Genomic DNA, 24,707 nt, shown 5'->3' with positions numbered 1-24,707 from the left:
TGGCGTCCCTGATCGCCACGGCGTACGACCTCGGTTTCCGGGTCCGGCTCCCGCACGGGGTGACCGGTCAGCGGCCGGTCAAGCTGAGCTCGCTGATCGCGGTGAAGTCGCGGCCGCCGGGGCCGGACACCTCGTCGAGGCGGATCCGCACCGTCGTCGTCTCGACCGGTGCGTCGAGCGTGAACACCTGCGGCTCGACCGTCTCCTCCAGCTCGAAGGTCGCCTCGGTGCCGTCGTCGAAGACCCAGGTCGCGGCCAGCACCCGGCGGTTCTGGCCGTAGCGGCGGTCGCCGCTCTCCTCGTCGACCTTCGCGTAGCCGTTGACGATGCCGACCGCGGTGATGGTGCGCGCGTCCGGCAGCGTCAGCACGATCTCGTCGCCCTCGGCGTCGCCCTCGACCCGCCAGGCGGTGCTCGGGTCGCCGTCGACCAGCTGGGCGGCGGAGTAGCCGACGGTCGCGCCGGTGCTGTCGACGCCGTCCGGCGCGGTGCCCGGCACCTCGACCTCCGCGGTCGCGGCGACCTCACCCGCGGCCGCCGCCTCGCCGCCGGCGTCGTCGTCGCCGGACGGGTCCTGGGCGATCAGCGCCACCGTGATCATCGCGACGACGATCAGGGCCGCCGCGGCGGCGATGATCAGGACGGTGCGCGACACTGCCTCACGCTCGCGGGCCGGCGGGGGTGGTGGCGGCGTCGGCGCCGGCGGTGCGGGTGGTGGCGCGAGCGCCACGGCCACCGGCGTCACCACGGCGCGCGGCGGCGGGGGCGGGAGCGCGGCCGCCGCCGTCTCCGGCTCCGGCGTCGCCCCGATGGGGGCGCGGCACCTGGCGCACTCCAGCGCCAGCTCGGAGACGCGGTTCCCACACGAGCCGCAGACGGCCATTCTCGCTGCCCTCCTCATCGCTGCGCCGAGAGACGCTACGCGACGCCGCCGCCGGTCGTCGAGTCGATGAGTTTTCGCTGCCGCGCCGGTCAACCCCGGTATGAGCACACTGACGGTGGACATCTTCCTCTCGGCCGACGGGTTCGCCCGCGGCGAGACCTCGCCGGGATACTTCGGATATATGGGTCCTGACCTGGATGAATGGATCAATTCGGAGGCCGCGGCGCCGCAACTGGTGGTGCTCGGCCGGGTCACCTACGAGGCGCTCGCCTCCATCCCGCCGGAGGCCCGCGACGACGGCTGGCAGCAGTGGACCGAGTTGCCGAAGGTGGTCTTCACCCGGACGCTGACCCAGACCGACTGGCCGAACACCCGGCTGTGTCACGACCTCGAGGGCGACATCCGGCGGCTGAAGGAGGGCGACGTCGAGCTGCGCACCATGGGCAGCGTCTCGCTGGCCCGGCAGCTGATCGACGCCGGCCTGGTCGACCGCCTGCGGCTGATGACGTTCCCACTGGTCGTGGGCGACTCCGGCCGCGACCCGTTCTTCGCCGACATCGCCGCCACCGAGCTGGAGCTGACCAGCAGCCGGATCCTCGACGGGCGCATCGTGCTCACCGAGTACCGGCCCACCGGCACCGACATTCCGCGCACCTGACGCGGCCCGGCCGGCCCGGCGACCGATCGCGGGCCGGCCGCCGACTCCGTTGCCGTCACCCTGTGCACGAGGAGCCACCGGAACCGCGCCGGCGATCGTGCCGCGTTGGCCGCTTTGCTGCCGTTCGCCGCCGTGCGGCAGTGGGCCGTCCCCCTGCTGCCCCTTTTTCTCAGCCGCGGCACCGCGCCTCAAGCGGACTGATGGCGCTTCGCGCGAGCGAAGCACCGCTTGACCCGCGGCACCGCGGCCCCGGGCGCTATCAGGGGGACGGGGGAAGTGCGGGCAGAGCCCGCCCGGGTGCACCGTTCGCCGTTGGCTGGCGTTCGCCGTTCCTGCCGGTGCACCGTTTGTCCACGGCTCAGATCGTCGACGTCACTCGCGTGGTGGGCACGTCACCCGCCGCAGCACCGGATGAGCGTCGTCGCCGGCGGTCATGCGGTCCTTGCGCGGGTGAGGTGCTCCCGCCGCGCGTGAAGTGGCCGCCCCCATCCCGGGGGTGGCTGTTGATCATGGGCACATCGGGGTTCCCAGCGACCGGGAACCCCGATTTCACCATGATCAACTCGGCGGGTGGGTGTGCCGTGGCGGACCCGGGGCCACGGCAGCCGGCGGCGAGGTGTGCCCAGACGGCCAACGTGCGGCCGCCGGCGCACGGTCGGCAGCGGCCCCTCCCAGCAGCACCGGCCGCGGTTGGGCACGCACCCTTGATCAGTGAGGCCACGGTCGCCCGGCGACAGTCACCTCACCCGGTCACCGGCCATCACCTTGGCTAGGCTGACCGCCGCCCGAACGTCCCGTTCGTCCCGAAATCCAGCACGATCAGCAGTGCCAAGGCACCGCCACAACCACCAACCCGACTTGACGAACATAGAAGGATCCCTAGCGCCGCCCGTAGGTCACGCGGCGGACCAGTACCTCGAACGGGCCGCGCCGGCCGTGCTGCCGCAGTTGGTCGGCGACGACGACGGTGGCCGCCCATGTCGCCGTCGCCAGTAGGGCGGTCGTGGTCACGGTCAGCGTGCCGGACAGGTCGAGCAGGAACGGCGTGAACACCGCCGTCCACACCACCGACTGCAGCAGGTAGCAGGTCATGGAGCGCTGCCCGGTGGCCCGGATCGCCTCGATGATCCGGCCGGTCCGCCCGGTCAGCCGGGCCGCCACCAGCGTGATCAGCGCCGCGTAGCCGAACCCGCCCAGCACGCCGGACCAGTCGTGCAGCGAGCCGATCAGCTCCAGCGTCGACTGGCTGGGCACGTCGGTGACGCCGGCCAGCATGAGCGCCACCGGCTGGGCGCCGAGCACGGCGACCGTGATGCCCACGACCGCTGTGACGGTGAGCAGCCGGCGGTGCTCGGCCGGCCGTTCCAGGACGCGCGCCCGCCCGGCCAGCAGCCCGACGAGGAACGGGCAGGCGAAGCCGATGGGGCCCAGCAGTATGATGAGCGGCTGCACCACGAGGCGCTCGGAGAACATGGTGACGAGGTCGGGCGACAGCATCGATGCGTCGGGTGGATCGGTGGAGATCGACAGCGAGTCGGCAGACGGCAGCAGCCCCAGCGCGAAGAACGCGGCGGCCAGCAGCGCCAGCCAGCGGGCCCGCCAGCGCACCGTCCATGCGCCGAGCAGCAGCAGGACGCCGTACGCGGCCAGGATGTCGCCGACGAAGAGCAGCATGGCGTGCAGGAAGCCGACCACGATCAGCACCAGGCTGCGCCGCCACAGCAGCCGCCGCACGCCGCGCGGGCCGAGTGCCTCGTTGCGCCGGACGATGTGCGCCACGCCGTAGCCGAACAGCAGGCCGAACATCGGGAACGCCCGGCCGTCGACGAACGTGGCGATCAGCCAGGTGACCGCGGAGTCCAGCCGCGACCCGTCCATCGGGAACCCGCCGCGCACGACGTCGCCGCGCAGGAAGTAGTGCGAGTTGGCCAGCGCGATGAACAGCAGCATGAAGCCGCGCGCGAGGTCGGGGCCCAGCGCACGCTCGGACGTGGCGGTGGGACCGGCGGGGCGGGCCTGCGGAGTCGTGGCCATGGTGACGAGCCTCGCGGGTGGCGGCCGCGTCGCGCATCGGACCAAAGTCGAGGCCGCCGCGACCATCGGCTACGTCGGCTGCCGCAGGACCGCCTCGAGATCGTCGAGGCCGGCCAGCGCGTCGGTCTCGGCGTCGGTGAGCGGCAGCTCGCGGAGCAGCCGCAGCGCCTCGTCGCGCGGCAGGTCCTCGATCAGGCCGACGGCGGCGGCGAGCACGTCCATGGCGGCGTCGGGTGCGGCGAGCGCCCGGCCCAGCAGCGTGAGGTACTCACGCTCGCCCGCGTCGGTCAACTCGTACTCGACGCGCGGCGGACCGCCGGCGGACGAGGAGACGGTCTCGTAGGCCGTCAGCAGGCCGCGACCGCCCGGTGCCGGTATTACTATCGGTGCCATGGTGCGAGTCCCGTTGACGATCTCCGAGCGCGAACGCGGCGAGCGGCTGGGCCTGGCGCTGCGCACCGCGCGGGGCGAGCGCAGCATCGCCGACGTCGCCACGCAGGCCGGCATCTCGCCCGAGACGCTGCGCAAGATCGAGCGCGGCCGCATCCCCACGCCGGCCTTCTTCACCGTCGTGGCGGTCGCCGACGTGCTCGGCATGTCGCTCGACGGCCTGCTCTCCGGGCTGGCCGTCGGTGACGCCGCCGAAATGGCTACGCTTGGCCGGTGACCCCCGAACAGCTCTCCGCCGCGGTACGTGACGTCCTCACCGCCGCCGTCGACGCGGGCGACCTCGCCCTGCCCGACGGCGTGCCTGCCCAGGTGACCGTCGAGCGACCGCGCATCCGCGACCACGGCGACTACGCCACGAACGTCGCGTTGCAGCTGGCGAAGAAGGCGGGCACCAACCCGAAGGCGCTGGCCGAACTGCTGGCCGCCCGCCTGCGCGAGGTCGGCGGCGTCGAGTCGGTCGACATCGCCGGGCCGGGGTTCCTCAACATCACCGTCTCCGCCGCCGCGCAGGGTGAACTGGCCCGCACCGTCGTCGAGGCGGGCGAGTCCTACGGCCGCGGCGACGCGCTGGCCGGCACCACCGTGAACGTCGAGTTCATCTCGGCCAACCCGACCGGCCCGCTGCACCTCGGCCACGTCCGCTGGGCCGCCGTCGGCGACGCGCTGGCCCGGGTGCTCGAGGCCGCCGGCGCCGCCGTCACCCGCGAGTTCTACATCAACGACCGCGGCGCCCAGATGGACAAGTTCGGCGCGTCCATCATGGCCCGGGCGCACGGCGAGGCCGTGCCCGAGGACGGCTACCACGGCGAGTACGTCGCCGACCTCGCCGCCGCCATCGTCGAGGACCACCCCGGCCTGCTCGACCGCCCGCGCGACGAGCAGCTCGTCGTGTTCCGCGACGAGGGCTACCGCCTGCAGCTGGCCGAGCAGCAGTCCCAGCTGGAGCAGTTCCGCACCCACTTCGACGTCTGGTACTCCGAGCGCAGCCTGCACGAGAACGGCCGGGTCGAGCACGCGCTCGACGTCCTGCGCCAGCAGGGCCACCTGTTCGAGGCCGACGGCGCGCTGTGGATGCGCACCACCGACTTCGGCGACGACAAGGACCGCGTGCTGCGCCGCAGCAACGGCGAGTTCACCTACTTCGCCGCCGACGCCGCCTACTACGTCGACAAGCGCGAGCGCGGCTTCGACATCTGCGTCTACCTGCTCGGCGCCGACCACCACGGCTACATCGGCCGGCTCAAGGCGCTGGCGGCGTGCGCGGGCGACGACCCCGAGAAGAACATCGAGATCCCGATCGGCCAGCTGGTCAAGATCGTGCAGGACGGCCAGGAGCTGCGGCTGTCCAAGCGCGCGGGCACCATGCTGACGCTCGGCCAGGTGGTCGAGGCGGCCGGCGTCGACGCGCTGCGCTACTCGCTGTGCCGCTACCCGGCCGACTCCCCGCTGACCCTCGACGTCGCCCAGATCACCAAGCACGCGCCGGAGAACCCGGTCTTCTACGTGCAGTACGCGCACTCGCGGCTGGCGTCCATCCAGCGCAACGCGGCCGAGCTCGGCATCGACAGGGGCGAGCTGCGGCCCGAGCTGCTCGACCACGAGCGCGAGTCGCTGCTGCTGGCCGCACTGGCGGAGTTCCCGCGGCTGGTCGCGGCGGCGGCCGAGCTGCGCGAGCCGCACCGCGTGGCCCGGTACCTGGAGGAAACCGCCTCCACCTTCCACAAGTTCTACGACGCCTGCCGGGTGCTGCCCATGGGTGACGAAGAGGTCACCGACGTGCACCGCGCCCGGCTCTGGCTGGTCGAGGCCACCAAGGTCGTGTTCGCCAACGGCCTGGGCCTGCTCGGCGTCGTCGCACCAGATCGGATGTAACCATGCGCGCACACGAAGCCGGCGCCCTGCACGCGGAGGCCGGCCACCGCGGCCCGTCCTGGCTGCGCGAACCCGACGACGTCAACGCCCTCTACCCGGGCCTGTGGTCGGCCGGCGTCGCCCGCGACGACGACGGCGTGCTGCGGGTCGCCGGCGTGTCCGTCAAAGAGCTGGCGACCGAGTTCGGCACTCCGCTCTACGTCATCGACGAGGACGACTTCCGCGCCCGCGCGCGGGCGTTCCGGTCCGCGTTCGGCGCCGTCCTCGGCGGCGCCGACGTCTACTACGCCGGGAAGGCGTTCCTGTCCGTCGCGACCGCCCGCTGGGTCGCCGACGAGGGCCTCAACCTCGACGTCTGCTCCGGCGGCGAGCTGGCCGTGGCGCTGCGGGCCGGGTTCCCGGCCGCGCGTATCGGCCTGCACGGCAACAACAAGTCAGTGGCCGAGCTGGTCCGCGCCCTCGACGCCGGGGTCGGCCGGATCATCGTCGACTCCTTCGAGGAGATCGACCGGCTGGCCACGCTGGCCGCCGCCCGCGACGTCCGGGCCGCCGTCCTCGTCCGCACCAAGGTCGGCGTCGAGGCGCACACGCACGAGTACATCGCCACGGCGCACGAGGACCAGAAGTTCGGCTTCTCCATCGCCTCCGGTGAGGCGGCCGAGGCCGTGCGGGCGGTGCTGAGGTCGCCGTCGCTGCGGCTGCTCGGGCTGCACTCGCACATCGGGTCGCAGATCTACGACACCGCCGGCTTCGAGGTGGCCGCCCGCCGGGTGCTGGGCCTGCAGGCCGCCGTCCGCGACGAGCACCGGCTCGAGCTGCCCGAGCTGGACCTCGGCGGCGGCTTCGGCATCGCCTACACCAGCCAGGACGACCCGCAGCCGCCGGCCGCCCTGGCCGCCGGGTTGGCCGAGATCATCGAGCACGAATGCGCCGGCTACGGCCTGGCCGTCCCGCGCCTGAGCGTCGAGCCCGGCCGCGCCATCGCCGGCCCGTCGACGTTCACGCTCTACGAGGCCGGCACCGTCAAGTCCGTCCCGCTCGACGGTGGGGCGTCGCGCCGCTACGTGGCCGTCGACGGCGGCATGAGCGACAACATCCGCACCGCCCTGTACGACGCCGACTACTCGTGCACGCTCGCCTCGCGCGGCTCGTCGGCGGCGCCGGTGCTGTCGCGGGTCGTCGGCAAGCACTGCGAGAGCGGCGACATCGTCGTCAAGGACGAGTTCCTCCCCGGCGACGTCGCGGCGGGCGACCTCATCGCCGTCCCCGGCACCGGCGCCTACTGCCGCAGCATGGCCAGCACCTACAACCACGTCCCGCGCGCAGCGGTCGTCGCCGTCCGCGCCGGCGACGCCCGGCTGATCATGCGCCGCGAGACCGAGGACGACCTCCTGGCCCTCGACGTCGGCTGAGCCGCGGCGCGGGAATCCCGGTGGTCCGAAAGGCGCGCCGCGACCCGCCGCTACCGGGGTCGACGGTGTAGCAGCACCTCACCCGGCGCGATTTCGAGCGTAACTCGGGGGTTGACCGGTTGTCGATGCGCGCCGACCATATGGGCACAACTCAATAACTGGAGTCCCGGCCGGGACCGCCAGCAATTGGCTCCCGGTCGGCCGTAGCAGCGGTTTCACCCCTGGGAGCCCTCGTTCAGAAGGGCAGGAACCCGGTGGTGTATTGCTCCGGAACGCGACGCGCACCAGCTCGCCTGCGCAGGTGGCTGGTGAGCCCGCGTGGTCAGTATCAGGTCGCCGGTCTGGCACTCGGCCTGGTGCTGTGCCTCGCGGTGTCGCTCGCCATGGAGGTGAGCGGATAGCCGGCTCCTCGATCCGGAGACACCGCCTGCCGCCCCGACCCGGCGGCGGCGAGTCCTCCGTGATCGCACCCGGCCCAGCCCTCGCTGGGCCGACGTGCGCCTGGGCCGCTCAAGATCATCGGCGCAGCGTGAGCGCATGAGGCACATGGCGCCGATCCTCTCGCGCGCGCCCGGGTAGCCTGGCCGCCGTGGCTGACGACCTTGCCCGGAGGCTCGCACACGTGCGCTGGATCGGCGGCGGCACCGGTGCGGGCAAGAGCACCGTCGCCCGGGCGTTGGCCGATGCTCACGAGGCGCGGGTGTACGACGGCGACCGGGCCGAGCACGGCTGGGCGGGCCGGGCCACCGCGCAGGAGCATCCCCGGTTCCATGCCATGATCCACGCCGGTCCGGCCGGCGCGTGGCGGAGCCGGCTCCCGGGTCGGGCGGTGCGACGTGTCGGCCTGTGCCAGGGTCGCCTAGCGACGAACTACTGGGATCGGGCGGCACAGGCAGCCTCGGAAGATCCGTCAGCTGACCGTGGTAGCATTGACCACATCATGATCAGCCCGTTGCCACAAGGCGCGGGCTGATTTTCTGTCCAAGGATCTTCATGGTGGAGTACACGAAGCCCTGGCTGTCTCTTGAGCAGCAGGTCGAGCGCCTGGCAAGCCGCGGAGCCGACGTGGGTGACCGGGACCGCGCGGCCGCGCTCCTGAAAGCGGTCGGCTACTACCGCTTGACCGGCTACCTCTACCCGTTCAGGGAGTCCGAGCAGTTCGTCGACGACGAGGGCCGAGAACGCACCAGGGTGCTCAGCGGCTACCGGCCGGGCACGATGCTGCGCCATATCGAGTCGGTCATCGACTTCGACCGGCGGCTGAGAATGCTCGTCATGGACGGGGTCGAGCGCATCGAGGTCGCGGTGCGGATGCGGGTCGGGTACGTGCTCGGGCGCGCCTCGGCCTTCGCGCACCAGGACCCCGCAAGCTTCACCGAGACGTTCACCGAAGCGGGCACAGACCCCGACACCGGGAAGCCGACTCCCAGCTCCCACGCGAGGTGGTTGCGGCGGGTCGACGAGCGGCGGGCAAAGTCGGATGAGCAGTTCGTCGCCCACTTCCGGGAGAAGTACGACAATCGGATACCGGTCTGGACGCTCACCGAGATCCTAGAGCTCGGTCAGGTCTCCGTCCTCTACAGGGCGCTGCGCCAGCAGGACGCGCAGGAGATCGCCACAGCGTTCGGGGTCCCGACGAAGAAGATCATGGTCAGTTGGCTCGCCAGCCTGAACTATGTGCGGAACGTGGCCGCTCACCACGCCCGGCTGTTCAACCGGAAGCTCCAGCATGCCCCAGCGCGGCCCAAGGTCGGACAGGTGCCCGCCCTTGACCATCTCCGTGCCACGGAGACCGCCAAGGGCGTCTTCGGCACCTACAACGCCCTCGCGGTGATCGCCTACCTCCTCCCCTCGATCGAAACTGAGACGGTGTGGAACCAACGCCTCGTCGCGCTGCTGCAGGAGTTCCCTGCCTCGCACCCACTGACGATCGAGTCGCTGGGGGTTCCCCAAGGCTGGGAGTCGCTCGACCTCTGGCGTTCCTGACCGTGGCCCTCGCGGGAACTGGCTTCTCGGAACTCGCCGATGGCGACATCTTCTGGGGCCCGATCTCCGGCGATGAGCCAGGGTCTCGTCTCTCAACGAGATGCGCGCGTGACGTGCCGGCACGGATCCACCACACGGCGAGACGATCGGGTTCGTGACGCAGGCCCTGCTGGCGCTGCCCGCCGGCCGGCCCCGTGCTCGTGACTGGTTCGGCAGTCTGCCGCGCGACGTCGCACCGCTGCTGCTGGAACCCTCGTCGAGGTGGACGGCACCCGGGAGGCCGCCGCGCTCGCCGCGGACCTGGCCACGCACTTCCGGCTCACGGCGACCGGCGGAGCTGTCCGCCCAGGGCGGACACGGGAGTAGCGGCGCGGCCGCCCGACGTTGAGCCTGCATCTTCGCGGTCTGGAGGTGCGCCGTGGCAGACGAGCTCGACGCGTATTCGCAGGTGGTCACCCGGGTGGCCGGCACGCTGCTGCCGTCCGTCGCCAGCCTGGTGGTGCAGGGGGAGCGGCGCGGCCGCACCGGCGTCGTCGGCACGGGGTCGGCGGTGGTGTTCACCGGCGACGGGTTCCTGCTGACGAACGCGCACGTCGTGGGCGCGACGTCCAGGGGGACGGCGGCGTTCGCCGACGGCACGGAGGTCGGGTACACCGTCATCGGACGGGACCGGCTGTCCGACCTCGCCGTCGTCCGCGCCGACGGCGATACCCCGCCGCCGGCGGAACTGGGCGACGCCGACGGGCTGACCGTCGGGCAGCTGGTGGTCGCCGTCGGCAGCCCGCTGGGGCTGTCCGGGTCGGTGACGGCGGGCGTGGTCAGCGCGCTGGGCCGGTCGATGCCGGCGCAGAGCGGGCGCACGGTGCGCATCATCGAGGACGTCATCCAGACCGACGCCGCGCTGAACCCGGGCAACTCCGGCGGCGCGCTGGCCGACGCGAACGCGCGCGTGGTCGGCATCAACACCGCCGTCGCCGGGGTCGGGCTGGGGCTGGCGGTGCCGATCAACACCACCACGAACCGCATCGTCACCACGCTGCTGCGCGACGGCCGGGTGCGCCGCGCCTTCCTCGGTGTCGCGACGGCGCCCGCCCCGGTGCCGCCGGCGCTGGCCGAGCGCATCGGCCGCACCAGGGGCGTCCGCATCGTGCACGTCGAGCCGGGCAGTCCGGCCGAAGTGGCCGGCCTGCGGCAGGGCGACCTCGTCGTCACCATCGGCGGCCAGCCGGTCGACGACGCGCAGGCGCTGCAGCGGCGGATGTTCGCCGACGCCATCGACGTGCCGCTGCCGATCACCACGTTCCGCAACGGCGCCATGGTCGACGTCATCGCCCGGCCGGTGGAGCTCGCCGACCAGGCATGACAACTGTCATGTCCAGGACCGGACGCCCGTGACCTCCGCGTCCGCCGTCACCGGCGGACGCTGGAGACATGACCGAACGAACCCTCGCACCGCACGCGGTCCGGCTGACCGGGCTGCGCAAGTCCTACGGCCCCCTCACCGCCGTCGACGGCGTCGACCTGGAGGTCGCTCCCGGTGAGATCGTCGCCCTGCTCGGCCCGAATGGCGCCGGGAAGTCCACCGTCGTCGACCTCGTCCTCGGCCTGAGCCGCCCCGACGCGGGCACCGTCGCCGTGTTCGGCCGCAGCCCGCGCGACGCCGTCGACGCCGGCCTGGTCGGCGCGATGCTACAGGACGGCGCCATGCTCGAGGACGCGACCGTCGCCGAGCTGGTCGCGCTGTTCGCGGCCGTGCACCGGCACCCACTCGCCGTCGCCGAGGTGCTCCAGCGGGCCGGCCTCGCCGACCTGGCCGGCCGCCGCGCCACCGAGTTGTCGGGCGGCCAGACCCAACGGGTCCGGTTCGCCCTCGCGCTGGTTCCGGACCCGGACCTCGTCGTCCTCGACGAGCCGACCGTCGCGATGGACGTCGCCACCCGCCGCGAGTTCTGGGCCGCCATGCGCCGGTTCGTCGCCGCCGGCCGGACCGTGCTGTTCGCCACCCACTATCTCGACGAGGCGGACGGGTTCGCCGACCGCGTCGTCCTCCTCCGCGACGGCCGCGTCGTCGCCGACGGCACACCGCGCCACGTCAAGTCCATCGTCGCCGTCCGCACCGTCCGCGCGACCGTGCCGGACCTCGACGAGGCGACCCTCCACGCGCTGTTCGGCAACGACGCCGTCACCGTCGACGGCGCCGACGTACGGATCCGCACCGCCGACGGCGACGGCGTCCTGCGCGCGCTGCTCGCCCGCTCGCCCGAGGCTCACGACATCGAGGTGACCGGCGCCGACCTGGAAGAGGCGTTCCTGTCGATCACGGAGGGGAGTGCCCGGTGAACACCACCTACACCCTTCTGGAGGTGCGAAGGCTGCTGCGCGACCGCGCTGCGCTGGTCCTCACCGCCGGCCTGCCGGCCGGGCTGTTCCTGCTGTACAACGCGATGTGGGGCGACGACACCGGCGCCACGACGTCGCTGATGGTGATGATGGGCGTGTTCGCCGGGCTGGCCGCGACGATCTCGGCCGGCGGCCGCGTCGCGCTGGAGCGGCACGCCGGCTGGACCCGCCAGCTGCGGCTGTCGCCGCTGCGGCCGCTGTCGTACGCGCTGTCCAAGAGCGTGGTCGCGCTGGTGCTCGGCATGCTGGCCGGGACGCTGGTGTTCGCCGTCGGGCTGGCCGCGCAGGGCGGCGGCGCGGACCTGCCGGCGATGGCCGAGTCGCTGTTCCTGCTGTGGCTGGGCAGCATCCCGTTCGCGCTGCTCGGCGCGCTGCTCGGTCAGGCCGGCTCGGCGAACTCGGCGCAGCCGCGCGGCATGGTCGTGCTGCTCGGCAGCGCGTTCCTCGGCGGCGTGTTCGTGCCGATCGACCAACTGCCCAGCGGCCTTGAGTCGGTCGCGCAGTGGTACCCGTCGTACTGGCTCAACGCGCTCGCGCAGGCGCCGTTCGGCGAGCCCGTCGACGTCGTCCGGGCCGCGATCACGCTGGCGGCGTGGACGCTGGTGCTGGCCGGGCTGGTCCGCTGGCGCTACGGCCGGGCGGAGCGGTGAGCGCTAGGTTGGCGCCGATGACACCCACACCGGTCGAGACGGCCGCGCCGCCGGCCCGGGACGACGAACGGCGGCTGCCGCTGGTCGCCGCCCTGGTGTGGATCGTCATCCTGATCCCCACCGCGGTGGGCGTCTACCAGCAGCACTACCCGCCGGGTTGGACCGTGCTCGGCTACCTGTCGCTGGTGGCGTTCCTGGCCGGGTTCTACTACGTGTTCGCCCAGGCCCGGTCGGCCCGGCGGCGCGACGAGCCGGTGCCGGCCCCGATCCGCCGGTTCGGCTTCGTCGGACTGTGCCTGCTGGGCGGCCTCGTGGTCGGGTTCGCCGGCGAGTCCGGCGTGGTGGTGTGGTTCGCGCTGAGCCAGGTCTCGCTGATGGTGATGCCGCGGCGCAAAGCGTGGTCCAGCATCGGCAGCATCTGCGTGGCCGTGCTGTTCGTGCCGTGGTCGCTGGGGCTGGACTGGCAGGTCAGCGTCTGGTTCGTGGTGGCGATCCTCGGGTCGTCCTGGGCGACGGACGCGATCTTCCGGTTGCGCGAGACCAACCTGCGGCTCACCCGGGCGCAGGAGCAGATCGCGTCCATGGCGGTCGAGCAGGAACGGCTGCGCTTCGCCCGCGACCTGCACGACGTCGTCGGCCACAGCCTCACCGCGGCGACGGTGAAGACGCAGCTGGCCCGCCGCATGGTCGGCGCCGACGACGACCGCGCCCGGACCGAACTGCGCGAGGTCGAGGAACTGCTCCGCCAGGGGCTCAAGGACGTCCGCGGCACCGTCGCCGGCTACCGCGACGTCACGCTGACGTCCGAGCTGGTGCGCGCCGCGACGGTGCTCGAGGCGGCCGGCATCGCGGCCGAGCTGCCCGGCGCCGTCGACGACGTACCGGCCGGACGGCGCGAGCTCTTCGGCTGGGTGCTGCGCGAGGCCGTCACCAACGTCGTCCGGCACAGCCACGCCCAGCACGCCCGGGTCACCGTCACACCCGGCGCGATCGAGGTCTGGAACGACGGCGCCGACGGCACCCGGCCCGGCCCGGTGTCGTCCGGGCTGGTCGGGCTGCGCGAACGGGTCGAGGCGGCCGGCGGCACGCTGCAGGCCGGGCCCGACGGGACGGGCGGGTGGACCACGACCGCGATGATGGTGTCGTGATCCGCCTGCTGCTCGCCGACGACCAGGCGCTGGTGCGCGGCGCGATGGCCGCGCTGCTGTCGCTGGAGTCCGACCTCGAGGTGGTCGCCCAGGTCGAGCGCGGCGACGAGGTCGTGGCCGCCGCGCTCGAGCACCGCCCGGACGTCGCGCTGCTGGACGTCGAGATGCCCGGCCTCGACGGCATCGCGGCGACGGCGGTCCTGCGCGAGCAGCTGCCGTCGTGCCGCGTCCTCATCGTCACGACGTTCGGACGGCCCGGCTACCTGCGCCGGGCCGTCGAGGCGGGGGCCGGCGGCTTCGTCGTCAAGGACAGCCCGGCCGAGCAGCTGGCCGACGCGATCCGCCGCATCCACGCCGGCCTGCGCGTCGTCGACCCCGCGCTGGCCGTGGAGTCGCTGGCCGCCGGGCCGTCGCCGCTCACCCCGCGCGCCTCTCGCGACGGCTCCAGCGTCGCCGACGTCGCGGGCCGGCTCTACCTGTCCGATGGGACGGTGCGGAACTACCTGTCCAGCGCGATCGGCAAGACCGGCACCCGCAACCGGGTCGAGGCGGTGCGGGTGGCCGAGCGCAACGGCTGGCTCTGACGGCTCACCCGGGCAGCAGCGCGTCGAGCGCGTCCTCCAGCGCCGCCGTCAGCGACTCAGGGGTGACCCAGTCGCGGGAGCTGACGGCGTGCAGCGCCAGCCCGTCGACGGTGGCGAGGACGACCCTGGCCCGCGCCTGGCTCCGCTCCGGCGGGTCGCCGTCCACGTGGGCGAGCGCCGCCGCGATGGCGTCGGTGACCTCGCCGAGGATGACGCCCTGCAGCTCGGCCAGCGCCGGCATCGTCGCGGCGCGGGCGGCGAACGCGACCTGGACGCGCACCTCGGCGGCCCGGCGCTCGTCCAGCGGCAGCAGCTCGCGCAGTACGGCGGCGAGGTTGCGCCGGACGTCCGGCCCGAGGACGGTCGCCGCGACGCGTTCGCGGATGCGGCGGACCACCTCGGTGAAGGCCGCCGTCAGCATGGCGTCCTTGGTGGGGAAGTAGTGCTGGACGGTGCCGATGGCGACCCCGGCGGCCGCGGCGACGTGCCGGACGCTGACGTGGTCGAGCCCGCGCTCGGCCGTGATGTCGAGCAGCGCGTCGGTGATGACGTCCTTCGTCGGCCGGGGGGTTGACAGCTGCGCCATGCGTGCCATCATACAGTCGTATGAGACCATACGATCGTATGACAGTCCCGCGTGGCCTGGTGACGGGCACGGCCGTCGCCCTCGCGGTGGTGTGGGGCCTGTACGCGCTGGACCCCGGAGCCTGGCCCGGGCTGCCCGGCGCGCTCACGCAGACCGCGCTGTTCCTGGCGAACCTCGTCGTGACCGCGCGCAGCCGGCGGACGAAGATCGCCGTCGTGCGGGCGATGCAGCGGTGGGTGATCAACCCGCTGGTCCGACTGCTGTTCCGGCTCGGGCTCAACCCGTTGGGCCTGGCGATCCTGGAGACCCGCGGCCGGACCACCGGCCTGCCCCGTCGCACCCCGGTCGGCAACGGCCGGACGGGCGACGACTTCTGGATCATCGCCGAGCACGGCCTGCGGGCCGGCTACGTCCGCAACCTCCTCGCCGACCCGCGGGTGCGGATCCGGCTGCGTGTCGGCTGGCGGTACCGGTGGGTCGATGGCGTCGCCGAGCCGCTGCCCGGCGACGACGTGCTGGCACGGCAGCGCGCGATCATCCGCTGGCACCCGCTGCGGATGTTCAACGCCATGAACGTCCGCGTCCTCGGCGCCGATCTGCTGACGGTGCGCGTGCGGCTGCTGCCGGACGGGCGTCAGGTGGCGCGCAGCCGGCGGCGGGCCAGCCAGGCGTACGCCGTCCCCAGCACCGCGAGCGCCAGCAGTGAGCCCAGCCAGGCGGCCGGATTGTGGCTCCAGAGCGCGTCGTCCGGTGCGCTACGGACCAGCTCGGTGATGTCGACGGTGGACGCGGCAGCGGCGTATCCCCAGCGCGACGGCACCAGCCAGGACAGCTGCGACACCACCGCCTGACCCGTCACCTCGATCAGGCCGCCGCACAGCACCAGCTGCGCCATGATCGCCACCACCAGCGGCGGCATCGTCTGCTCGGGCGTGGACACCAGCGCCGAGATCAGCAGCCCGAGCAGCGCCGACACGATCGCCGTCGCCGCCAGCGCGATGCCGACCTCGACCTTGCCGGTGCCGAACAGCACGCCGTCCCCGGGGCCGGCCCGGAACCAGTAGACCAGCCGCAGCAGGATCAGCGTCTGCACCACGACGACCCCGCAGAACACCACGATCTTGGCCGCCAGGTAGGCGTCGGGCATCAGGCCGGCGGCGCGCTCGTGCCGGAAGATGCGCCGCTCGGCGACGAGGTCGCGGACGGTCGCGGCCATGCCCATGAACGCGGCGCCGACGACGAGGACGACCAGCAGCCGCATCGCCTCGGTGCTGGCCGGGTTCACCGGCCGGCCCAGCCCGGTCTCGTCCGGGATCGCGAAGGTCAGCAGTGCCAGCACCATCGGCAGCGCCAGCAGGAACCCGGCGTACCCGCGGTCGGCCCAGATGAGGCGGAGCTGACGGCGGATCAGCACCCACGTCTGCTGGCGGCGGCGGCGCTGGTCGATGGCCTGCGGGCCGACGAGCTCCGGCGCCGGCCCGACGATCTTCGCGGCGGCCGGGGCCGCGTCCGGGCGGCCGAAGCCGCTGAGGCGGTCCAGCCAGGTCTGCGGGTTCAGGCGGCGCAGCCGGTCGCCCAGGTCGGGGCCCGCGGCGGCCGGCGGTGGTGGTGGCGGCGTCGCGGCGTTGAGCCGCTCGAAGATGTCCGCCCAGTCGCCGGTGCCGAAGTGCTCCTCGATGCCGCCCGGCGGGCCGAAGTACTCGACCCGGCCGCCCGGGAGCATGATCAGCACGTCGTCGCACAGGTCCAGGTGGGCGAGGTCGTGTGTGGTGACGACGATCTGCCGGCCGCCGTCGGCCAGCTCGCGCAGCCCGGTCATGATCTGGCGGACCAGCGCGGGGTCCAGCCCGGCCGTCGGCTCGTCGAGGATCAGCAGCGACGGGCTCGTCAGCAGCTCGAACGCGATCGCCAGCCGGCGCTGCTGGCCGCCGGACATCCGCCGCACCGGGATGTCGGCGTGCTCGGACAGCGACAGCTCGGCCAGCACGTCGTCGACCCGCTGCCGCCGCTCGTCCGCCGTGGTGTCCTGCGACAGCCGCAGCTCGGCGGCGTACTGCAGTGCCTGGCGGGCGGTCAGCTGGGCGTGCGCGATGGTGTGCTGCGGCACCACGCCGATGCGGCCGTGCACCTCCTCCTGCTGGTGGTGCGGGTCGATGCCCTGGTAGCGCACCGACCCCTGCGACGGCTCCAGCTCGCCGCTGATCAGCCGTAGCAGCGTCGACTTCCCCGATCCCGACGGGCCGATCAGCGCGACCAGCCGCGGCCCGGCGACGTCCAGCGAGACGTCCGCCGTCAGCACCTTCCCGCCGGGCAGCGCGTAGTGCACGTCGCTGACGTCGAGGCCGCCGCTGGACGGGGAGTCCGGCACCGGCAGCACGCCGTCGCCGGTGACGACGAAGCGCACCTTCCCGAACGTGACGACGTCGCCCTCGCGCAGCTGCGCGGTCTCGACGTCGGCGCCGCGGACGAACGTCTGGTGGTGCTTGTCGAGGTCCTCCAGGAACCAGCCGCCGGCGTTCGGCGTGAGCCGCGCGTGGTGGCGGGCGGTCAGCAGGTCGTCGATGACGATGTCGTTGCCGGGCGCACGGCCCACGGTGATCGTCCCCGGCGGCCGCGGCGGCGCGGCCTGCGGCGCCGTCAGCGACACCACCGGCCCGGACGGTCCGCCCAGCGCCAGTTCCACCGGGCCGTCGACGGGCACCTCGCCGACCTGGACGCCGTCGCGCCAGGTGCCGCCGGAACTGCCCTGGTCACGCACGACCCAGCCCTCGTCGAACGAGACGAGCAGGTGCCGTCGCGACACCCTCGACTCCGGCACGACGACGTTCGAGGCCGCCGACCGGCCGATCATGACCTCACCGGCCGACGGAGGGAAGTGCTGCGTCACCCCGCCGACGGTGACCCGCAGCACGCTCACGCGCGGAATGATACGTGCCGCGCCTAGGGTGGACCGATGACATCGGTCAAGCAGTTCCAGGTCACCTTCGACTGCGCGGAGCCCGAGCGCGTGGCCGCCTTCTGGTGCGAGGTGCTGGGCTACGTCACGCCGCCGGAGTACAAGAACGTGGCCATCGACCCCACCGGGGTGGGGCCGCGGCTGTACTTCCAGCGCGTTCCCGAGGGCAAGGTGGTGAAGAACCGCGTGCATCTGTGCGTCCGGGTCGGCACTGGGCTGGTGGGCGACGAGCGCCTCGCCGCGCTCGAGGCCGAGTGCGCCCGGCTGATCCCGCTCGGCGCCAGCCGCTTCCAGCTGCTGCTGGCCGACGAGGAGAACGAGTCGTGCCTCGTCATGCAGGACGTCGAGGGCAATGAGTTCTGTCTCGACTGACGGGTGCAGGTCTTCCGGCCGACCTGCGTATGGTGAGACGGATGTCTCGCATCATGGATGCACGGCACGAGATCGTCCGGACCTCCCGGAGACTGGTGCCCGTACGTTTCACCGGGGCGAAGAAGGGGGACTGATGGCCAGCCTGCGCGTGGCACTGCTCGGATGCGGTGTCGTCGGCACGGAGGTCGCCCGCCTCCTGCACGAGCACGCCGACGACCTCGCCGCGCGGGCGGGGGCCCGGCTCGAGCTCGCCGGCATCGCCGTCCGGCGCATCGGCCGCGACCGCTCCATCACCGGTGTCGACCCCGCCTTGTTCACGACCGACGCGCGCGCTCTCGTCGAGCGCGACGACATCGACCTGGTGGTCGAGGTCATCGGCGGCATCGAGCCGGCCCGCGGGCTGCTGCTGGCCGCCATGCAGCGCGGCGCCTCCGTCGTCACGGCGAACAAGGCGCTGCTGGCCGAGGACGGCGTCACGCTGCACACCGCCGCCGAGAAGCACGGCGTCGACCTCTACTACGAGGCCGCCGTCGCCGGGGCCATCCCGCTGCTGCGCCCGCTGCGCGAGTCGCTGGCCGGCGACCGCATCAAGCGCGTCCTCGGCATCGTCAACGGCACCACGAACTACGTCCTCGACCGCATGGACAGCGAGGGCAGCAGCTTCGCCGAGGCGCTCGAGGAGGCGCAGTCGCTCGGGTACGCCGAGGCCGACCCCACCGCCGACATCGAGGGCTTCGACGCCGCCGCCAAGGCCGCCATCCTGGCCGGCATCGCGTTCCACTCGCCGGTGGTGGCCGCCGACGTGCACCGCGAGGGCATCGCGGACGTCACCTCGGCCGACGTCGCGTCGGCGGCGGCGATGAACGCCGTCGTGAAGCTGCTGGCCATCTGCGAGCTGTCGCCCGACGGGCGGGGCGTCGGCGTCCGCGTCCACCCGGCCATGCTGCCGCGCACCCACCCGCTGGCCAGCGTCCGCGGCGCCTACAACGCGGTGTTCGTCGAGGCCGAGGCGGCCGGCCGGCTGATGTTCTACGGCCCCGGCGCCGGCGGCGTGCCCACCGCGAGCGCCGTCCTCGGCGACCTCGTCACCGCCGCCCGCAACCGCCTCGGCGACGCTGTCGGGCCGCGCGGCTCCTGGTACGCCGACCGCCCGGTCCGTCCGATGGGCGAGACCGTCACGAGGTACCACATCAGCCTCGACGTCGACGACCGTCCGGGCGTGCTCGCCGCCGTCGCCGCGGTGTTCGCCGAGCACGACGTGTCCATCGAGACCGTCCGGCAGCGTGCCGAGGGCCCCGACGACGCCGAGCTGGTCGTCGTCACCCATCAGGCCACCGACGACGCACTGGCCGCGACTGTCGACGGGTTGACGCGACTCGATACCGTTCGTGCTGTCCTTTCGGTGATGCGGGTGGAGGGGGACTGACCACCATGGCTGTCGTGACCCAGTCTCGGCTGTGGCGTGGAGTGATCGAGGAGTACCGCGACCGGCTGCCGGTCACGGCGGCCACGCCGGTGGTGACGCTGCGCGAGGGCGGCACGCCGCTGGTCCCCGCGCCGTGGCTGTCCGAGCAGACGTCCTGCGAGGTGTACCTCAAGGTCGAGGGCGTCAACCCGACCGGCTCGTTCAAGGACCGCGGCATGACGGTGGCCATCTCGAAGGCCGCCGAGGAGGGCGCCGAGGCCGTCGTCTGCGCGTCCACCGGCAACACCAGCGCGTCGGCCGCCGCGTACGCCGTCCGCGCCGGCATGCGCCCGGTGGTGCTGCTGCCAGACGGCAAGATCAGCGGGCCGAAGCTGGCCCAGGCCGTCGTGCACGGCGGGGTCATCGCGTCGGTGCAGGGCAACTTCGACGACTGCCTGCGGCTGGCCCGCGAGCTGGCCGAGACGTACCCCGTCGCGCTGGTCAACTCCGTCAACCCGTACCGGCTGGCCGGGCAGAAGACCGCCGCGTTCGAGGTGGTCGACGACCTCGGCGACGCGCCCGACCTGCACGTCCTGCCGGTCGGCAACGCCGGCAACATCTCCGCCTACTGGCTCGGCTACGCCGAGTACGCGGCCGACGGCCCGGCGCGGCGGCGCCCGCGCATGTGGGGCTTCCAGGCCGCCGGCGCCGCGCCGTTCGTGCACGGCGGCCCGGTGTCCGCGCCCGAGACGGTGGCCAGCGCCATCCGCATCGGCAACCCGGCCTCGTGGGACCTCGCCATCGCCGCGCGCGACGACTCCGGCGGCCTCATCGATGCCGTCACTGATGAGCAGATCCTGGCCGCGCAGCAGGAGTTGTCCGGCCGCGAGGGCCTGTTCGTCGAGCCCGCGTCGGCGGCCGGGGTGGCCGGCCTGCTGCACTACGCGCGCACGGGACGCCTCGACGCCGGCCAGCGCATCGTCGTCACCGTCACCGGGCACGGCCTCAAGGACGTCGACACCGCCAGCGCCTACTACGGCGAAATCCGCCCCTACGTGGTCCCGGCACAGGCCGCCGCCGCCGCGAAGGCGCTGGGCCTGGCGTGAGCACGGCCACCGTCCGCGTCCGCACCCCCGCCACCAGCGCCAACCTCGGTCCCGGCTTCGACGCGCTCGGCCTCGCCCTGTCACTGCACGACGAGGTCGAGGTGACGGCGGAGTTCGGCGGGCCGCGCGCGCCGGTCGAGGTGACGGTCGACGGCGAGGGCGCCGGATCGGTGCCGCTGGACGAGCGGCACCTCGTGGTCCGGTCGCTGCGCGCCGCGTTCGCCGAGCTGGGCGAGCAGCCGTCGGCGCTGCGGTTGCGCTGCCGCAACGCGCTGCCGCACGGCCGCGGGCTGGGCTCGTCGGCGGCCGCCATCGTCGGCGGTGTCGTCGCGGCCCGCGCGCTGACCGGCCTGACGGCGCACGACGACGCGCTCGCCGCGGCCGACCGCATCGAGGGCCACCCGGACAACGTCGCCGCCTGCCTGCTCGGCGGCCTGACGGTGGCGTGGCGCGACGACGCCGGCGCCGCCCGCGCGACCCGCGTCGACGTCCACCCCGACGTCGCGCCGGTGGTGTGCGTCCCGTCCTTCGCGGTGTCGACGGAGAAGGCGCGCGGCCTGCTGCCCGACACCGTCCCGCACGCCGACGCCGCCGCCAACGCGGGTCGCGCTGCGCTGCTCGTCCATGCGCTGGCGCGGCGGCCGGACCTGCTGCTCGACGCCACCGCGGACCGCCTGCACCAGCACTACCGCGAGCCCGCCATGCCGGCCACGTACGCGCTGGTCACGGCGTTGCGGGCGGACGGCCTGGCGGCCGTCGTGTCCGGCGCCGGCCCGACCGTGCTGGTGCTCGGCGCCGGCGACGACCTGAGCCGCGTCGAGACGCTCGCCGAAGGGTGGGACGTCCGCTCGTTGCAAGTGGACACGCGGGGTGCCGTTGTGGAGTACGCCACTGTATGAGCGGTGCACACGGGGGTGGGTCAAACGGCCCACGGCGTGCTACGCTCGCTGTGCACCGACGTTCTGCTGGTCGGTATCCCCATGGTGGTGACGTTCGTCGCCGAAGGCCGTGGTCTTCGCCCATCTCCCACCGTTCGCTCATGCGAACTATGGCAGCGGGGCGGCCCATCAGTTCGCGTGGTGCCTTTCCTCGGGAACCACCCGAGGTGTTCGATGCATCGGCTTGTCTGAACCGATGCCGGTCCAGGGAAGGACCCTGAGTGACTAATACCGAGATCCCCGGCGTCACCGCGACGCCGGACGCGTCTACTGACGCCACCGCGGCGAAGCGCCCCGCGCGCCGCCGCGCTGCCGGCCTCGAGGGCATGGTTCTGGCCGAGCTGCAGCAGCTCGCCGGCGGCCTCGGGCTGAAGGGCACCGGCCGCATGCGCAAGGGCGAGCTGGTCGCGGCCATCAAGGCGGCTCAGTCCGGCGGCTCGGCGCCGGCCGCTGCCAACACCATCCCGGTCGAGGCCGCGGCGCCCGCCGCCGCACCGGCCGTCACCGACACCCCCGCGGCCGAGGCCGCGGCACCCGCCGCCGACGCGGCTCCCGCCCGTGGGCGCACCCGCCGCCGGGCCGAGCGGCCGCAGGCCGCCACGGAGAACCGTCCCGACGAAGTCGTGGTCGTCGCGGACGCGCCCGCCGCGGAGGCCCCGGCCACCGAGGCGCCGGCCAGCGACGCGCCGGCCAGCGAGGCGCCCGCCACGGACGCCCCGGCCACCGACGACGAGTCGTCCGAGCGCCGCTCCGAGCGGCAGGACAACCGCCGCAACCGCCAGGGCGGCCGCGACGGCGACCGCCAGAACGACCGTCAGGGCAACGAGCGCGGCGGCAACCGCGACCGCGCCGACCGGGCCGACCGCAACGACCGTCAGGACAACCGGCAAGACACTGACGGCGCCCGCCAGGGCGGCGGCAACCGCGACGACGCCCAGGACGATGACGACGACCGTGGCCGCCGGCGCCGCCGTCGCGACCGCCGCGGCAACAGCCGCAACGATCGCAATGACCGCAGCGACCGGAGCGACCGCAGCGACCGCGACCGTGATCGCCGCGGTGGCGGCGCCCGCGAGCGCATCGAGGAGCCGACCGTCTCCGAGGACGACGTCCTCATCCCGGTCGCCGGCATCCTCGACATCCTCGACAACTACGCGTTCGTGCGCACGTCGGGCTACCTGCCCGGCCCCAACGACGTGTACGTGTCGCTGGCCATGGTCCGCCGCTACGGCCTGCGCAAGGGCGACGCCGTCACCGGCGCCGTCCGGCAGCCGCGCGAGGGCGAGAAGCAGCAGAAGTTCAACGCGCTGGTCCGGGTCGACACCATCAACGGCGCCGACCCCGAGGCCGCCAAGCAGCGTCCGGAGTTCTCGCGGCTGACCCCGCTCTACCCGCAGGACCGGCTGCGTCTCGAGACCGACGCCACCACCATGGCGACGCGCATCATCGATCTCATCGCGCCCATCGGCAAGGGCCAGCGCGGTCTCATCGTGTCGCCGCCCAAGGCCGGCAAGACGCTGATCATGCAGGCGCTGGCGCACGCGATCACGCAGAACAACCCCGAGACCCACCTCATGGTGGTGCTGGTCGACGAGCGGCCCGAAGAGGTCACCGACTTCCAGCGCACCGTCAAGGGCGAGGTCATCGCGTCGACGTTCGACCGCCCGCCGATCGACCACACCATGGTCGCCGAGCTCGCCATCGAGCGGGCCAAGCGGCTGGTCGAGCTGGGCCACGACGTCGTCATCCTGCTCGACGGCATCACCCGCCTGGGCCGGGCCTACAACCTGGCGGCCCCCGCCAGCGGCCGCATCCTGTCCGGTGGCGTCGACTCCAGCGCGCTGTACCCGCCGAAGCGGTTCTTCGGCGCGGCGCGCAACATCGAGAACGGCGGCTCGCTGACCATCCTCGCCACCGCGCTGGTGGAGACCGGGTCCAAGATGGACGAGGTCATCTTCGAGGAGTTCAAGGGCACCGGCAACATGGAGCTGCGGCTGCGCCGCGACCTCGCCGACAAGCGCCTCTTCCCGGCCATCGACGTCGACGCGTCGAGCACCCGGCGCGAGGAGATCCTGGTCTCCCGCGACGAGCTGGCCATCATGTGGCAGCTGCGCCGGGTCATGTCCGCGCTCGACCCGCAGCAGGCCATCGAGCTGCTGCTCGACCGGCTCAAGAAGTCCAAGAGCAACGCCGAGTTCATGCTCACGGTCCAGAAGACGACGCCGGCCATCGGCGGCAACGGCTCCAAGGACGCCGACTGACCCGCCTCGCCCGCTGAGTCCCGCGCTGCCCCGATCGCTCACGAGCGGCCGGGGCAGCGCTACGTCCGGGCGGTGCGCCGTTGTCCCGCAGGTCGCCGTTTGCGGCAGTGGGCCGTCCCCCTGCTGCCCATTTTCTTAGCCGCGGCACCGCGCCTCAAGCGGAGCCCAGTGGCGCTTCGCGCGGGCGAAGCACCGCTTGACCCGCGGCACCGCGGCCAAGAACGGGCAGCTATCAGGGGGACGGGGGAAGTGCGGGCAGAGCCCGCCCGGTGCGCCGTGCGCCGTTTGCCTGGCTGCCGTCCCCACCGACCCTGGCCGTGCGCGGCCACCGATGGTTGGCGGATTACTGGCGCCCTGGGCCCACCAAACTGCCAACCACGAGCGGCCAGCGAGCGGCCGGCGGCATTCTCCCTGGCCAGCGTGTATGGCGGCACGAGTACTCACGTACTCGGACCCCTATCGTCGTTCCTGTCGGTGCGCCGTTGGGTGTCCTCGACTCACAGCTCAGATCGTCGACGTCACTCGTCTCGAGGTGCCCCCGGCGCGGGTGAAGTGAGGTGTGCCCAGACTGCCAACGTGCGGCCAGACGGCGCACAGCAGCACAGCGGCGAACGCGGCGGCCACGTGGCGGTTTGGCTGCGGCGGCCCGCACCTGGAATACTGATCTGCTGGCTCCGGTTCACGGTGCGACGCCCCGTCGTGCTGACCCGGCGGCCCACGACACGCCAGGAGTGCGCAGCATGAAGTCCGACATCCACCCGGTTTACGTGGAGACCACGGTCACCTGCACCTGTGGCAACACGTTCACCACCCGCAGCACGGCGGCCAACGGCGTCATCCACGCCGACGTGTGCTCCGCCTGCCACCCGTTCTACACGGGCAAGCAGAAGATCCTCGACACCGGCGGCCGGGTGGCGCGCTTCGAGTCGCGGTACGGCAAGAAGAAGGCCGACGCCAAGTAGCTTTTCGTGGGCGGGGCGTGCGAGGTTCTCCTCGCACGCCCCGC

At 73.1% G+C, this 24,707-nt stretch carries 22 protein-coding genes and 1 pseudogene; 18 read left to right on the top strand and 5 right to left on the bottom strand.

The features are described 5' to 3' along the window. Positions 1-67: 67 nt before the first annotated feature. Positions 68-883: a discoidin domain-containing protein gene (locus tag ACW62_RS06185; protein ID WP_053203223.1), complete on the bottom strand. Its 816-nt coding sequence runs from the start codon at positions 881-883 to the stop codon at positions 68-70. A 100-nt stretch (positions 884-983) separates the two neighbouring features. Here ACW62_RS06185 and ACW62_RS06180 point away from each other — a divergent pair, with 100 nt between their 5' ends. After that, complete coding sequence (locus tag ACW62_RS06180; RefSeq protein WP_053203222.1) at positions 984-1,541, top strand: dihydrofolate reductase family protein; 558 nt, start codon at positions 984-986, stop codon at positions 1,539-1,541. Between the two features lie 879 nt (positions 1,542-2,420). Here the strand turns inward: ACW62_RS06180 and ACW62_RS06175 are convergent. Continuing rightward, positions 2,421-3,575 carry a DUF418 domain-containing protein gene (locus ACW62_RS06175; RefSeq protein WP_053203221.1) on the bottom strand — a complete coding sequence of 385 codons (1,155 nt, stop codon included), beginning with the start codon at positions 3,573-3,575 and terminating at the stop codon, positions 2,421-2,423. A gap of 69 nt (positions 3,576-3,644) precedes the next feature. Next, positions 3,645-3,968 carry a helix-turn-helix domain-containing protein gene (locus ACW62_RS35100; RefSeq protein ID WP_053203220.1) on the bottom strand — a complete coding sequence of 108 codons (324 nt, stop codon included), beginning with the start codon at positions 3,966-3,968 and terminating at the stop codon, positions 3,645-3,647. Here ACW62_RS35100 and ACW62_RS06165 point away from each other — a divergent pair. The 10 genes from ACW62_RS06165 (at position 3,967) to ACW62_RS06120 (ending at position 14,077) form a co-directional block, all read left to right on the top strand. Then, positions 3,967-4,242 (top strand): helix-turn-helix domain-containing protein, encoded by a 276-nt coding sequence (locus tag ACW62_RS06165; RefSeq protein WP_053203219.1) that lies wholly within the window; start codon positions 3,967-3,969, stop codon positions 4,240-4,242. The two genes, ACW62_RS35100 and ACW62_RS06165, sit on opposite strands and share 2 nt — an antisense overlap. Continuing rightward, positions 4,239-5,897: an arginine--tRNA ligase gene (argS, locus tag ACW62_RS06160; RefSeq protein ID WP_053203218.1), complete on the top strand. Its 1,659-nt coding sequence runs from the start codon at positions 4,239-4,241 to the stop codon at positions 5,895-5,897. The genes ACW62_RS06165 and argS overlap by 4 nt, the downstream gene beginning before the upstream one ends. 2 nt (positions 5,898-5,899) lie before the next feature. After that, positions 5,900-7,309 (top strand): diaminopimelate decarboxylase, encoded by a 1,410-nt coding sequence (gene lysA / locus ACW62_RS06155; RefSeq protein ID WP_053203217.1) that lies wholly within the window; start codon positions 5,900-5,902, stop codon positions 7,307-7,309. A gap of 589 nt (positions 7,310-7,898) precedes the next feature. After that, positions 7,899-8,282 carry a DEAD/DEAH box helicase family protein gene (locus ACW62_RS06150; RefSeq protein WP_053203216.1) on the top strand — a complete coding sequence of 128 codons (384 nt, stop codon included), beginning with the start codon at positions 7,899-7,901 and terminating at the stop codon, positions 8,280-8,282. A 20-nt stretch (positions 8,283-8,302) separates the two neighbouring features. Then, positions 8,303-9,295 carry an Abi family protein gene (locus tag ACW62_RS06145; RefSeq protein WP_053203215.1) on the top strand — a complete coding sequence of 331 codons (993 nt, stop codon included), beginning with the start codon at positions 8,303-8,305 and terminating at the stop codon, positions 9,293-9,295. Positions 9,296-9,713: 418 nt separating this feature from the next. Continuing rightward, positions 9,714-10,658 carry a S1C family serine protease gene (locus ACW62_RS06140; RefSeq protein ID WP_053203214.1) on the top strand — a complete coding sequence of 315 codons (945 nt, stop codon included), beginning with the start codon at positions 9,714-9,716 and terminating at the stop codon, positions 10,656-10,658. A 68-nt stretch (positions 10,659-10,726) separates the two neighbouring features. Next, on the top strand, positions 10,727-11,635 hold the full coding sequence (locus tag ACW62_RS06135) for an ABC transporter ATP-binding protein (RefSeq protein WP_053203213.1): 909 nt from the start codon (positions 10,727-10,729) through the stop codon (positions 11,633-11,635). Then, complete coding sequence (locus tag ACW62_RS06130) at positions 11,632-12,345, top strand: ABC transporter permease (protein WP_053203212.1); 714 nt, start codon at positions 11,632-11,634, stop codon at positions 12,343-12,345. Before ACW62_RS06135 ends, ACW62_RS06130 begins: the two co-directional genes overlap by 4 nt. A gap of 17 nt (positions 12,346-12,362) precedes the next feature. Then, positions 12,363-13,493: a sensor histidine kinase gene (locus ACW62_RS06125; protein WP_053203211.1), complete on the top strand. Its 1,131-nt coding sequence runs from the start codon at positions 12,363-12,365 to the stop codon at positions 13,491-13,493. Beyond that, positions 13,490-14,077: a response regulator transcription factor gene (locus ACW62_RS06120; RefSeq protein ID WP_083459338.1), complete on the top strand. Its 588-nt coding sequence runs from the start codon at positions 13,490-13,492 to the stop codon at positions 14,075-14,077. The genes ACW62_RS06125 and ACW62_RS06120 overlap by 4 nt, the downstream gene beginning before the upstream one ends. Before the next feature lie 4 nt (positions 14,078-14,081). On the opposite strand, the gene ACW62_RS06115 is transcribed toward ACW62_RS06120, so the two are convergent. Continuing rightward, positions 14,082-14,663, bottom strand: coding sequence for a TetR/AcrR family transcriptional regulator (locus ACW62_RS06115; protein ID WP_053203210.1), 582 nt, complete (start codon positions 14,661-14,663; stop codon positions 14,082-14,084). 20 nt (positions 14,664-14,683) lie between these two features. On the opposite strand from ACW62_RS06115, the pseudogene ACW62_RS36355 reads away from it, so the two are divergent. Further along, positions 14,684-15,265 (top strand): annotated as a pseudogene (locus tag ACW62_RS36355) (nitroreductase/quinone reductase family protein); the annotation flags it as partial. 32 nt (positions 15,266-15,297) lie between these two features. Here the strand turns inward: ACW62_RS36355 and ACW62_RS06110 are convergent. After that, positions 15,298-17,580, bottom strand: coding sequence for an ATP-binding cassette domain-containing protein (locus tag ACW62_RS06110; RefSeq protein WP_053203209.1), 2,283 nt, complete (start codon positions 17,578-17,580; stop codon positions 15,298-15,300). A gap of 36 nt (positions 17,581-17,616) precedes the next feature. On the opposite strand from ACW62_RS06110, the gene ACW62_RS06105 reads away from it, so the two are divergent. From ACW62_RS06105 to rpmE, 6 genes are all read left to right on the top strand, one after another. Beyond that, positions 17,617-17,991 (top strand): VOC family protein, encoded by a 375-nt coding sequence (locus tag ACW62_RS06105; RefSeq protein ID WP_053203208.1) that lies wholly within the window; start codon positions 17,617-17,619, stop codon positions 17,989-17,991. 133 nt (positions 17,992-18,124) lie between these two features. Then, positions 18,125-19,417: a homoserine dehydrogenase gene (locus tag ACW62_RS06100; RefSeq protein ID WP_053203207.1), complete on the top strand. Its 1,293-nt coding sequence runs from the start codon at positions 18,125-18,127 to the stop codon at positions 19,415-19,417. A 14-nt stretch (positions 19,418-19,431) separates the two neighbouring features. Beyond that, positions 19,432-20,502, top strand: a complete 1,071-nt coding sequence (thrC, locus tag ACW62_RS06095) for a threonine synthase (RefSeq protein ID WP_240477248.1) — start codon at positions 19,432-19,434, stop codon at positions 20,500-20,502. Continuing rightward, positions 20,499-21,401: a homoserine kinase gene (gene thrB, locus ACW62_RS06090; protein ID WP_053203205.1), complete on the top strand. Its 903-nt coding sequence runs from the start codon at positions 20,499-20,501 to the stop codon at positions 21,399-21,401. Before thrC ends, thrB begins: the two co-directional genes overlap by 4 nt. Positions 21,402-21,661: 260 nt before the next feature. Further along, positions 21,662-23,701, top strand: a complete 2,040-nt coding sequence (rho, locus tag ACW62_RS06085; RefSeq protein ID WP_053203204.1) for a transcription termination factor Rho — start codon at positions 21,662-21,664, stop codon at positions 23,699-23,701. Between the two features lie 740 nt (positions 23,702-24,441). Continuing rightward, positions 24,442-24,663, top strand: coding sequence for a 50S ribosomal protein L31 (gene rpmE / locus ACW62_RS06080; RefSeq protein WP_053203203.1), 222 nt, complete (start codon positions 24,442-24,444; stop codon positions 24,661-24,663). The last annotated feature ends 44 nt before the right edge of the window (positions 24,664-24,707 follow it).

It is taken from the genome of Jiangella muralis (genome assembly GCF_001270745.1).
GTDB lineage: Bacteria > Actinomycetota > Actinomycetes > Jiangellales > Jiangellaceae > Jiangella > Jiangella muralis.
The sequence above is the reverse complement of the archived record's forward strand: the minus strand, read 5'-3'. Positions and strand labels throughout refer to the sequence as shown.